Source organism: Bartonella pachyuromydis, from assembly GCF_039543065.1.
GTDB classification, from domain to species: domain Bacteria; phylum Pseudomonadota; class Alphaproteobacteria; order Rhizobiales; family Rhizobiaceae; genus Bartonella; species Bartonella pachyuromydis.
In genome coordinates, this window is the sequence record NZ_BAABJA010000001.1 from 414,796 (window position 1) to 427,021 (window position 12,226).

Sequence of the window (12,226 nt, forward strand, 5' to 3'; positions counted from 1 at the left end):
TGCATTGCTTGAGTATATGACGGGTAGATAAACTTCAATTGCTCCGAGTACAACCCTTTTTTGTTTTTTTGTGGGACTTTATTGACAGAGAAGAGAAATTCCGTCATATATACGAGGTGGGAGCGTGGAGAAATCTGCGCATGTTTGTGTTTGGAAGGATATTTATCCTTCTTTTAAAACTTCTTACGACTGATAAAAAGCAGCCTATTTTCCCTTATTGATAAGGTAAAAATCAAATAAGGGTTAAAGAAGAGCTGGAGTGAACGAAAGGATAAAAAATGTTCGCAGTCATTAAAACCGGTGGTAAGCAATACCGCGTTGTTGCTAACCAAGTGGTGAGAATTGAAAAAATTATTGGCAATGCCGGTGATATTATTGAATTCAATGATGTGTTGATGGTAGGGCAAGAGGGCAATGCGGTGATTGGTTCACCTGTTGTTTCCGATGCTTTGGTTACAGCTGAAATTGTAGAGCAGACACGTGGACGTAAAGTTATCGCGTTTAAGAAGCGCCGTCGTCAAAATTCGAAACGTACGCGTGGTCATCGCCAAGAGCTGACAACACTTCGTATTTTAGAAATTTTAATGGGTGGTACAAAATCTAAAAAAGCAGCAACAAAACCAATTAAAGAAGAAGCCTCTGCATTAAAAGAGACAACAAAGGAAACAAAAGCAGCTGCTTCTGTTAAGAAAACAGCTGACAAAAATGACAAAAAGGCCATGCCGCAGAAAAAAGAAAAAGCGGCTGTAGCATCAAAGAGTAAAGAAGATTAAAGGAGAACGTCCATGGCACATAAAAAAGCTGGTGGTTCCTCGCGTAATGGTCGCGATTCAGAATCGAAACGTCTTGGTGTTAAAAAATTTGGTGGTGAAGCTGTTATTGCTGGTAATATTATTATTCGCCAGCGTGGTACACGTTGGCATCCTGGTAATAATGTTGGTATTGGAAAAGATCATACCCTTTTTGCACTGTCAAATGGTGTGGTTTCTTTTCAAAGAAAAGCAAATAACCGCTCCTATGTTTCGGTCATTCCTATGGAGGCACCAGAATAGGTTATAATATTATCCGTATAAGCCGTGTTTCATTGGAATTCGATGATAAAATTATGAGTCTTAAAAAGGAAAGATAGGGTGCTATCTTTCCTTTTTTTGTTGATGATATAATAAAACACAGCGATCTGTAGAAAATTGAAAATGTAGAATTAAGGCAATAGTTATTCTTCAAATACCTAAAAAATTTCTATTTTATCTGATTTATAATGAAGACATTGAGGTGATGATAGAATTTTACGATAAATTGGTGTATGATAGCTGTGGAAAAATTTTTTCTTTTTATGCGCTAAAAAGCATCCAATAATTGGTATTTCCAGAGAAATTTTATGGAAATATTTGCATGGTCATTTGTATAAAAATAAATAAATTTATGAATGTTAGCAGTGTATATAATGTTCTTTAAATGATTGTGGGTATTGGTGAGGCTATTCGTTTGGGAGAGAAAATATGTAAAAAGATTATACAAAGCATTGCTCAAAACTGTTTTTAAATGAAATGTTTTTAGGGAAGACCAATCTAGATTAAAGAAATTCACTTGTAAGGGGATTTAGTATGAGATGATCAAAATAACAAATATATCATCAGTGATATAAAGAGTCTTTTTGATCTATCTGTTATGGGGTGTTATGAATATAAACTCAATCAGTATCGAGGAGAGGATTGATCTAAGGATCTAAGCTAAGAGCGTTTTTCTTTTATAACTTTGTTTTCTTTAGTTATCGCACATATTTTTTAGAGAGAGATGTGACTAATACGTAGACAGAGGGCACTATGTGGTTGCGATATTTGTTTGGGAAAGGAATACATAGAATATTGTTAAGGTTGTATCTTGAGCATTCTATGCCATGAGATATTTAACCTCAGCGAATTTTAAAGAGGGATTTTGAGTGTAGGAATTCATGATTCTGTGAGGGATCAAAGAAAAATAAAGAGAGAAAGGTGGCTTACTTAGTTTAGGGGAGATCAATTAAAATATTAATTGAAGCTGCGGGTGATTGGGGAGGGACTTTCTTAGTATGAGGGATAATGACAAGTTATATCAAATAACTTGAAAGGATGGGAGCATTTTTAGAAATAGTTTTTCAGGACGTTGGATATGTAAAGAGCAGGGCATGAGTCTTTGTGAAGTACAGAAGAAGAAGCCAATTTGTTTATGATGGTTTTAAGGCAATTTTGGTATTTTGGCTCTCCAATTGTTTAATAAGCCGTGTTGGAGTGTTTAAACGTCTTAGTTAAGTTTTATTCCGTATAACAGAGGCAAATTGTAGTATTATTTATAGTTTGTATTTTGGGAATTGTAGCTTTGAAATGAAATTTATCAGACATATTCAAATGTACAGAAGTTTAAATTCATTATGAGATGTGAGGAAGTAGAAGTAATGGATATAGATTTTAATGAGGGTGAAATCTTATCTATCAGATCTGTGCAGCTCGCAGCTGCTTTTAATCATAAAAATGATGTGATTCATGCTGCTGCTGAATTGCTTGTGCAGGTTGGTGCGGTTGATGAATATTATCTAGCAAGCATGTTAAAACGTGAAGCAATAACAAATACGTGGTTTGGAAATGGTATAGCAATTCCTCATGGAATGTTTGAAAGTGGTGACTTGGTTATCAGAGATGCTGTTGCTGTTATACAGATTCCTGCTGGTGTTGAGTGGTGGGATGAAAATAAAGCGCGTTTGGTTATTGCCATTGCGGCTTGTGCAGATCGTTATAGAGAAATTTGTCAACAGTTAACACGTCTTTTATTTGATAAGGAACGGCTTGAAACACTTTTGACAACTACTGAAAAACAACAGATTGTTACAACTCTTTTTGCTCAAGACATAAAAATAGAAAGAGCGTCTATAGGAGACCTTTCAGTATGTCAGGAATGGACTTTAGATTATCCAAGTGGTCTTCATGCGCGTCCGGCTTCTCTTTGGGTTGATTTTGCGAAAAAAGCTCACAGTTCTATCAGAGTTCGCCATGGTCAGTGTTCCGTTGAAATGAAAAATTTGGTTGGTTTATTGCAATTAGGAGTAAAAAACGGTGATGTTCTCACTTTTTCGACGGACGATGCGGAGGGTATACAACTTCTTAAGAATGCGATTTCTGTTGTGAAAAAAGTAAGCATAAGTGAAAAGTGCATGGTGAGAGAAATGGAATCTCAAACAAAGACTTTTCATGGTTGGTATCCGCGTTTTAAACAAAATGCTATCTCTGGTGTTGGGGCAAGTTCAGGTCTAGCTTTTGGCAAGCTTTTTATTTTAAAGAAAAATGATATTTCCATAATAGATAAACCAATAGATTTTGCAGTTGGTGTGTCTTGTCTTGAAAATGCTCTTACAAAAACAAAACATAAAATGGCATCTGTTATTGCTGATATTACAGCCCGTATGGGTGCAGATTCGGCTGCTATTTTTTCTGCGCAAATGGTTTTGCTTGAAGATGAAAATCTCATAGCTCAAGCTTGTCGTTTTATGGCAGAAGGTCATGGTGTAGCTTGGTCTTGGGATAAAGCAATTCAGCAATTTGCAGATATGTTTTCTAAGGTAGATAGTCCTTTATTAGCAGAGCGTGCTGTTAATTTAATTGATGTTGGTCGTCGTGTTTTAGGAGAAATCAATCCATCATATAGATCATTCTTTTTAAATGATATTCCGCATGGTGTTATTCTTATTACAGATGATCTCTCTCCTTCTGATGTAGCCCAGCTTGATTGTACGAAAGTACAAGGGTTAGCAACGGCATGTGGAGGACCACTTTCTCACACCTCTATTTTAGCGCGTACCCTTGGTATTCCGATGATTGTTGCTATGGGTGTGGATGTTTTATCAGTTGAATGTGGTGTTCAAGCTATTATTGATGGCGATAATGGGTTCATTTATCTTGATCCTGCTCTTGAAGATGTTGAAGATGCTCAAAGGCAGATGCGTATCGCCATGCAAAGGCGTGCAAGTGAAATACGTGTATGTAAATTACCAGTGCAGACGACGGATGGTCAACAGATTCGTATCATGGCTAATGTCAACTATGCAACTCAGGTTCCTATCGCGCTAGATTTGGGAGCTGAGGGTGTTGGACTTATGCGTACAGAGTTTTTGTTTTTAGATAGTCCACATATTCCAGATGAAGAAGCCCAATTTGATGTGTATTGTGCAATGATTGCAGCTTTAGGAGATAAGCCATTAATTATTCGTGCACTTGATATTGGTGGGGATAAACAAGTTACACATTTACATTTATCTAAAGAGGACAATCCCTTTTTAGGTGTTAGAGGAACGCGGCTTTTGTTGCGGCGGCGTGATCTTTTGGTACCTCAATTACGTGCTCTCTATCGAGCTGCAAAAGAAGGTGGAGACCTATGGATTCTGTTTCCAATGGTCATGTCTGTTTCAGAGATTTTTGCTATAAAAAAGATCACAGAAGAAATTCGCACCGATATTGATGCACCAAAATTAAAACTTGGTATTATGATTGAAGTTCCAGCAGCTGCCATTATGGCAGATGTTTTAAGTGCTTATGTTGATTTTTTTTCGATTGGAACTAACGACTTAACACAATATACAATGGCTGTTGATCGACAAAATCCTTATCTTGTTTCTGAAGCTGATAGTCTTGATCCAGCAATTTTACGTATGATACATCAAACTGTTCAGGGTGCAGCAAAACACGGGTGTTGGGTTAGTGTTTGTGGCGGTATGGCTGGTGATCCTTTTGCAGCAATGATCTTGACAGGATTGGGAATTAATGAACTTTCGATGATATCCTGTGATATTTCTTCAGTCAAAGCATGTTTGCAAGCCCATAGTTTTGAGGATATGAAAATTTTAGCAAAAAAAGCATTACAGTGTGAGACTGCGCGGGCTGTACGCGCTCTTAGCAGTGAGATAAAGCGACAAGCTATTTAAAGAGGAGAAGAGTGCATCAATTTGGTAAAGCAAGATAAATCGTTTTTTTAGAATGAATTTATTATATCTCTAAAGCATATTTAAGTGTTGGAGAGAAAGAGGTTTATGCAGCCGCTTGTCTTACTGATTGTGAGATGCAATCAAAGGTAATGGGTTTTGAGTCATGCTTTGTAAAAAACACTGGGCAATATAATCAAAAAGAGTGTTGTTCATGCGTAAGGAGATGACATGTGAGATAAAATGGCATGCTTACGGCAATTTTGTGGCCTTATTTTAGCTGTTTGTATCCACGGAAAAAACTTTCTTCTGAAAAGGAGAGGGTGTGTTTGTGTTTCAATAAAAGTATCTCATCTTATTTTGGTAAATAAAATTGTTTTTTAAATTTTGAGCATATAGTTTAGGCTTGCACGTTATTTTTTTCTGGGTATAGTGTGCAAGCCTCTGGAGAGGTGGCCGAGTGGTTGAAGGCGCACGCCTGGAACGCGTGTATATGAGAAATCATATCGAGGGTTCGAATCCCTCTCTCTCCGCCATTTATCATAAAATCAATGGATTATATAAAATGTAAAAATTTTGACTCCTTTGATTCCTTTTATCTATCTTGAATTTTTCTATAGCTTCTATTTTTAATCGTTTTTATAGGCCATTGGTAGAGGATGCTATTTTATCTGTGGTCCAGTCAAAATGCGGGCTTTTTGAATAGAGAGATAAAAAGTTTAAAAGTTATAAAGATACTGTAAAAATAAGATGTATCAAATGAATTGAACCTATAGTTCGAGGTTTCTCCCCATACCGTTTTTTGTTTGGTAAATCACTATTCGCTATAGCTGTTGGATTCAAGACGTTAAGAATTTTTAAGCTAGTATAGATGAAGAGCAGGCTGAATTTTTGCAGCAAGATGCGGTAATTGTTGAATGAGCCATTCTCTATTTTATCACCGTGCTACTGATTGATGTGCTGTTCAATGCACAAGCTTTTTTACTATAAAAGGGAAGCAGACATCTCTTCGTGCATTTTATCTTATATTGCAAAATCAACCGTAAAGAGTACAATAGGTAGCCGAAGAATGATTAGGACTGGATACCAATAAAGCTAATAGCCTCATGCGTCCTATAACTCAAGAGCACAGCCTTATGAGAGGCGGTAATTGGAGGTTAAAGCCGTATCGTGGTATTTAAACGCTCCATTATAAGATGCTATAAGACGTTTGTAATAATAATAATAAGCTTAAAGATTTCCTTCTAAAAAACACACTGCAGACAAATAAATAAGTAAATATATACCCAAAATATAAACCAACGACAAAAAGCCAAATATATTGACCATATATGCACTCATGTAAAAAATACTAAGAAGATAAGCCTCCCGACAGTCGACAAGAATGGCTCGTATGTGGCTCTAAGGCTATTACTAATACTGTTATACAAGGCAACTTATACACGAAGATATGTATACTTAATTAAATAAAAAATCATACAGACTAAAAGAACAGCAATTTCTTTTCTTGGTTCAAAGAAAGCCACTGTCAAAGTCATGGCAGCTGAAAGCAACAGCCGTAAAACAAAATTCATTCTCTCACTTAAGTTTGTAAATAGAAAACGAGCCAGTAGTTGGGAGAGCAACATAAAAGAGAAGACTAAGCCAAGATAAAAATAACTTACATTGGATATTATAATCTTTAAATATCCATTGCCAATATTGCGAAAATATATTGAAAAAATAAGCGAAAAATAAAAACACAGAAAAATATAAGGAACTTTAATAAAAATAGACAATATTTCTCTTATTTCAGAAATGACAAAATTCGCGTGTTTTGTCTTTTTCTCTCCTTTTAGATCATCCAGAAAAAAAACAAATATTGTGGTCATCATCATGAGAAATGCAGAAATATACCATATATATTGGCGAGAATAATAGGCAAAATATGCACCGATCAAACTAAAGAGAAACATACCAATGCAATTATATTGAGAGCTATGACCAAGCACTTTTTTCGTAGATGTACATTTTATTTTTGCATATTGAACAAGTAAAGCGTTATAAGAACCAGCAATCAATGTAAGTGATAATACATTAAAAAGTTCTGCCAGAAGAAAACCATAAAAGCTTGTAGAAACGGTCCATGAGAAAGAGCCATGTGGTTGCAAAATCCGCTGCTAAAAGGATCGATATTTTATAATTTTTTCTATCTGCAAAATATCCAAGAGGAATATCTGTAACCATCATAACAAAGGCTTGGAATGACTTAATGATACTGATATCAATAAGCGTTCAGCTTTTTTCAAGCATATAAAATACAATAAGGGCGCCTGTTAAAATCCTTATACCGTTAAATAAAAATCCAAACGCTCATATACTCGCCATCTATTCCCCACCAACACGAATAAAGCAATGAGTACATCAATGTCCTTAAAGTAATGAGGACCTCATTTTATAAAATAGAGAGACGCGGAAGCTTATACTTTTATGAAAAATAGAGAAATAGCCGCTATACGGATCGCCAGTTTTATCAATTTTCTATCCAGAAAGATTCATGAAGAATGTTATTTCTATAATTTTTCATTGATTAAAATCCGTGAAATATTTCATTTATTTAAGAACAGCCAAACAACCAGCAAGCGTATTATAGGGTATCATAAAGGTTCATAGAATTTTTCTTAATATTCTTAATAAATACATTGACAATATTCATGTGATTCTAATTTGCACATGAAGAGCATCTAGTTTTATTTGGGATAATAAGAAGCCTTACAACAGCATTTGCCATAACTGAGCAGGTATATAACGGTATCCCTTTCATGTTGCAGATAGTTTGGTTTATAAAATGAAAAAATCTGATTTCAGATTATTGGCTGCGCATAGTACAAGATCAGTACTTTCGAGTGGTCGGTATGTTTTTTCTACATTATCCATTTTTTCATTATAGAATATAGAGAAAAATGAGCTGCGACAAGCACAATGCGATACTCGAAGGGCTTCTGCATTGGATGTGGAGCGGAGGCAGTCAAATTAATGATTTTATCCGCCACAAAACCCAAGGAGTACAGCTTTATGGCAAAGGGACGAAAAGCTCCTCTGTATCAGAGAAAATCAATGAGAGAGCATTCAGCTACTCATTTTCAAGAGCGAGCATTTTCGTAGCGATTGCGTATATGCATCCTGTATCTGCTGCAACTGTTTTATGCCTTGTGTTGGCAGGAAGTTGTATCATGTTTCCTAGTGTATAGGTTATACGCTTCTCACTACAGAAAAAATCTAACTCTCCCTCTATAATTAAAAGAGTTTCATTGACCTTATGAGTATGCCAATAGTGTATTTTTCCTAGAGAATCTCTTTGTATCTCTATAGAACCTTGTTTTGGCAGCGTCATTTTTAAGATATCATAGACATTTTTATTTAATTGAATTTGAGAAAACTTAGTCATTATCGTGCTCCATGATATGATATGGACAAGATGGGGATTCAATATTATTATCTTGCAAGAAGTATTGCATCCACTCTCTATCCTTGGGATCGCCATATTTTCCTAAAAAGGGGGATTTTGTGATAATATCAAAAGGTTCAAGTCTTTTCCCTACAGCGGAGAATGCATTCTTTGCTTTTTGTTCCGTATCGAGCAAATCAGAAAAAAAACACCTTGGCTGGAAAGTTACCATAAATGTAGAGCTTTTTCTACTTATTCTGTTTATATGAGATGGTGTATTGCAAACTATGAACATGGGTTCGCCATGAAAGCAAAATTCCCATAGAGGATCGTCCATATTTTGGGGTATATGCTTCGGCCAATCTCGCTCGTCAAGAGCTCTCAAATCTTTAAGGATAGACCAAATTTCTCTCTATAAACTTCGATACTTTGTACGGGGGAAGGCTCCTCGAATGCAACAAAAGACGTGTTTTTTCCAAAATTCTTATAAGGATCGCAATAATTTATAAGATCTTCCATAATATTTTTTGCGGTCAACTTGTTGTAGAATCCAAATCGGAGCATGTCTTTTTGCTATCCATTTACCCTGAATAAGCAGGGAAAAAGTCTCGTTTTGTTATTCATGAGCGCATTGAATTCTTTAAAAACAACTTGCTTCCATTTTTCATATTTGTCTATATTTCTCATTATTTGCGTTGCTGAATCCATGTTTTCCTCCCAACTATTATATTTTATAAGAAACTGCTACGAATTGAGGCCTCTAAGGTCGATAGTTCATCATCACTTTCGCCCAAAATTGCTATAATAGCTGGACAGGTGTTTAAATCGATTGTCAGAGATAGAGGCTCATTTTCTTTAAAAAAGAGCATAAAATGAACCACATTTTCCCAAGAATGAAGCTTTTGCCACCATAGATTCATATCTTTTATAACACGACCGTCGGTTTTGTTGATAAGAAAGAGAATACACCCTTTTTTCTTAAAGCGGCTTGGTATTGGCGAAAACACTCCCGCAATCAGGTTGACAGAGCTTTTCAGTAAATCATCTTCATAGCAATGCGCGAACAAGGAGGGTGCAATTCCTCCATGGAGGTGGGCTCCCACTTCAATCATCACGGGACCGCGAGCGGTTTGCATGATTTCCATATGCGCAGGTCCATATTCAGTTTCCACTGCGCCAATACATTTTTTTGCATAAGAGATAAGATCGGCATAAAGGGGTTCTTGAGCATCAAGCACATCAAGCGATTCATAAACAAAGGCACTCCCATTATGGAGCCCCTTTTTATAGCGCGATAAACTGCATACCTTGATAGCTTCTCCCTTTACAACGGCATCTACGATGTATTCTTCTCCTACTAATCTTTTTTGGAGCAAATAAGCCTCATTAGGCATGCCAAAAATATTTCTCTGCCTCCAATCGATCCCAGAGATCCACGCTTCTACTTCCTCACGGTTGGAGAAAAATAAAACACCATCGCTTCCAGCAGAAGCATTAGGCTTCACCACATAGCCACTATGGCTTTCAAAATCATTGAAAGCACAATCATCTTTTGTAAGAATTTTTGAGCGGATATAAGACAAACCATTTTCATAGAGGCGCCTTTGCATTGCAGCTTTTTTTCAACGCCAATCGGTGGTCAAGGAGTTGTTTCCAGAGCAACCATAATAAGCAGCCAATTGCTCTGTATAATAAATACCTCCCTCAGCACCAGCTACCACGGCTGCTATAGCGCCCACCGGAAAGCGCTGCTTTATTTCCTCTACACTATGAAGTTTCGCTTCTGCCATGCCCTCACCCTGATAAGAAAGCGTGAGGTGCGAAGAAAGAGTTGGTTGAGAGACAACACCATAACAAGCATAGCCTAATTTTTGCAAATCAGGGCCATAGAGGGTAGCCGTGGAGAAAGGATCGACGATAAGAATGGGTTTACTCATGCTGTGGTCCGCTGTGTGACAAGGAAAAGGACATAAATAAAGATTATGAACCTATAAGGGGGAGAAGATAAACAGCTGCTTGTGGTCCCATAAGGGCAGAGCTTGTAAGGAGACCAAGGATAACATAACCCGCCGATTGGGAAAGAGTATAAAGCATACCGCTATAGCTTCCCACCAGCTCTGCTTGAGCTTCTGTCTTGGTTGCTTCAATCGTATGTTTGCGGGCATTAATTCGCATGGTATTCATCGAAAAACCAATAAAAAAGCAAAAGACGACAGCCAAATAGGGCAATTGGGTGGTGCTAAAAATGACATCAGCTACACTCAACAGGAGGACGGGGAGAATAAATTCAAAACGAGGGATTTTGATAAAAGCAGCTAAAAAAGCGCCTACACCCGCAACTGCACTGCAAAGCCCATAATATTCAGAGCCAAAATTTTTCACACTTTGAAAAAGAATAGTTGCCAGTGTATTATAGGCGCAAATATGAACGCCAATAAGACCTATGCAGATACATAAAAGCTTCAATTCAGGAGAGAGTCCGTCTATTTGCAGTGTTGTTGTTGGTTCTTTTTCAGTTGCAAGCGGCGTAGCATTTGTAGCATTATCGGTGCTATATTCATCGCGAAAGATAACATAACCGGCCACAAGGCTTACGATAATGTCAAACAGACAAATTGCTGCAATCAAACCATTATAGCCAACTCCAGCGACTATTCCTCGCGGGCTGGTTGCATCTAAAAGATAACCACTTAATGCTGCTCCCAAAAAAGCACCAATTTGCACCACTGTTTGCATGATGCGGGAAGCCTTTTGCGCGCTAATATAACCGCTAAGCGCTAGTTTAGTATTATAAGTTTCGAGTGTACTTAGAGTGATCAAAGAGAGATAACCAATAGAGATAGAGACAGCAATAAAACCAAAGGGGGAATCGACATAATGAAAAAGGGCAATCAATAAAAGAAGACTATAAATGATAATCCGCCTTTTGTATAAATCTACCAACCGCAAAGAGGACTTAATGCGTACAAGTTTGCTTTTTTTCAAAAGATAGGGTGTAAGGGTTCCCAAAGCCATGGTTACGCCTAGGAAAACCGATGAGGATGTTATACGATAAGCATTCCAAAGATTACTTAAGAATAGCACCATATCAGAAAGATGGAGCAGGACGACAAGCCCATAAAATCGAAAGACCAGCTGTTTGCGCACATCACCCCCCATAACATCTATGCCCATAGGTCTAAAAATATGCAATATGATAATCAACATGCATCTCTACAAATAATGAATACACGTATTGTTAAGCATTTCAAGTTTTTTAAATAAGGATATGATACAAATTTAAATGCTAACCTTTATTGTAATGATAAATCATTTTCAGAAGCTTAAGAAACTAAGAGTAGTTTGTGTTTATGCTGTGCCTCTTGCTAGTTGGATTATTAATAGGGGTTGCATCACGAGATGATTAGTCTAGTTCTCCCTTGAGAGGGTGCCGCACTCAGTACTGATTATATTCATTGCCTAATTTTGAAATTTTGCTATTGATCGTTACCGCGATAAGCTTGAATTTTGCTGTGATGATAAACTCTGTTATCGGGCAGAAAATCATTTATGATCTCAGGCTGAAGACACAGTTGTATTAACAGTTTTACAGAGTGTTTTTTTCAAGAGGAGCATGCTATTGAATAGCTTTATAGGATTCTATACAACTGATTTATATAAATTAGTGGCGTTGTTTTTAAGCTTATATAACAGCTTCTTATCATAGTGATAAAAATATATAAGGAATATTTTCTTTAAACGCTTTTACAAGAAGCAAATTAATAGTTCTGTGATGCTTTCCAAGATTTTCTTTGCTACTTTTTGACAAGATTGGATATCAAATGCACATAATGGGTGGTGGTTCAAGAAAAGAT

The 12,226-nt window shown here is 36.8% G+C and carries 9 protein-coding genes and 1 tRNA gene; 4 read left to right on the top strand and 6 right to left on the bottom strand.

All coding sequences use genetic code 11. The features are described 5' to 3' along the window. Positions 1–278: 278 nt before the first annotated feature. From rplU to ABD917_RS01760, 4 genes are all read left to right on the top strand, one after another. On the top strand, positions 279–773 hold the full coding sequence (gene rplU, locus ABD917_RS01745) for a 50S ribosomal protein L21 (RefSeq protein ID WP_345118357.1): 495 nt from the start codon (positions 279–281) through the stop codon (positions 771–773). 12 nt (positions 774–785) lie between these two features. After that, positions 786–1,052 carry a 50S ribosomal protein L27 gene (gene rpmA, locus ABD917_RS01750; protein ID WP_345118358.1) on the top strand — a complete coding sequence of 89 codons (267 nt, stop codon included), beginning with the start codon at positions 786–788 and terminating at the stop codon, positions 1,050–1,052. Positions 1,053–2,431: 1,379 nt separating this feature from the next. Continuing rightward, positions 2,432–4,948, top strand: coding sequence for a phosphoenolpyruvate--protein phosphotransferase (gene ptsP / locus ABD917_RS01755; protein ID WP_345118359.1), 2,517 nt, complete (start codon positions 2,432–2,434; stop codon positions 4,946–4,948). A gap of 443 nt (positions 4,949–5,391) precedes the next feature. Then, positions 5,392–5,481 (top strand) — tRNA-Ser (locus ABD917_RS01760). 900 nt (positions 5,482–6,381) lie between these two features. Here the strand turns inward: ABD917_RS01760 and ABD917_RS01765 are convergent. The 6 genes from ABD917_RS01765 to ABD917_RS01785 form a co-directional block, all read right to left on the bottom strand. Further along, positions 6,382–7,005 carry an MFS transporter gene (locus ABD917_RS01765; RefSeq protein ID WP_345118360.1) on the bottom strand — a complete coding sequence of 208 codons (624 nt, stop codon included), beginning with the start codon at positions 7,003–7,005 and terminating at the stop codon, positions 6,382–6,384. 1,052 nt (positions 7,006–8,057) lie between these two features. Further along, positions 8,058–8,372 (bottom strand): cupin domain-containing protein, encoded by a 315-nt coding sequence (locus ABD917_RS01770; protein ID WP_345118361.1) that lies wholly within the window; start codon positions 8,370–8,372, stop codon positions 8,058–8,060. Further along, positions 8,365–8,757, bottom strand: a complete 393-nt coding sequence (locus tag ABD917_RS08860) for a YqcI/YcgG family protein (RefSeq protein ID WP_425548538.1) — start codon at positions 8,755–8,757, stop codon at positions 8,365–8,367. Before ABD917_RS08860 ends, ABD917_RS01770 begins: the two co-directional genes overlap by 8 nt. Positions 8,758–9,103: 346 nt before the next feature. Beyond that, positions 9,104–9,982 (bottom strand): ATP-grasp domain-containing protein, encoded by an 879-nt coding sequence (locus tag ABD917_RS01775; protein WP_345118362.1) that lies wholly within the window; start codon positions 9,980–9,982, stop codon positions 9,104–9,106. 12 nt (positions 9,983–9,994) lie between these two features. Then, on the bottom strand, positions 9,995–10,309 hold the full coding sequence (locus ABD917_RS01780; RefSeq protein ID WP_345118363.1) for a hypothetical protein: 315 nt from the start codon (positions 10,307–10,309) through the stop codon (positions 9,995–9,997). A gap of 43 nt (positions 10,310–10,352) precedes the next feature. Further along, positions 10,353–11,579 carry an MFS transporter gene (locus ABD917_RS01785; RefSeq protein ID WP_345118364.1) on the bottom strand — a complete coding sequence of 409 codons (1,227 nt, stop codon included), beginning with the start codon at positions 11,577–11,579 and terminating at the stop codon, positions 10,353–10,355. Positions 11,580–12,226 lie beyond the last annotated feature (647 nt).

What these genes read in the sequence shown, in the direction of transcription:
- ABD917_RS01770 (WP_345118361.1), bottom strand. Translation starts at nt 8,372, where the DNA reads ATGACTAAGTTTTCTCAAATTCAATTAAATAAAAATGTCTATGATATC.
- ptsP (WP_345118359.1), top strand. Translation starts at nt 2,432, where the DNA reads ATGGATATAGATTTTAATGAGGGTGAAATCTTATCTATCAGATCTGTG.
- ABD917_RS01780 (WP_345118363.1), bottom strand. Translation starts at nt 10,309, where the DNA reads ATGAGTAAACCCATTCTTATCGTCGATCCTTTCTCCACGGCTACCCTC.
- rplU (WP_345118357.1), top strand. Translation starts at nt 279, where the DNA reads ATGTTCGCAGTCATTAAAACCGGTGGTAAGCAATACCGCGTTGTTGCT.
- rpmA (WP_345118358.1), top strand. Translation starts at nt 786, where the DNA reads ATGGCACATAAAAAAGCTGGTGGTTCCTCGCGTAATGGTCGCGATTCA.
- ABD917_RS01775 (WP_345118362.1), bottom strand. Translation starts at nt 9,982, where the DNA reads ATGCAAAGGCGCCTCTATGAAAATGGTTTGTCTTATATCCGCTCAAAA.
- ABD917_RS01785 (WP_345118364.1), bottom strand. Translation starts at nt 11,579, where the DNA reads ATGTTGATTATCATATTGCATATTTTTAGACCTATGGGCATAGATGTT.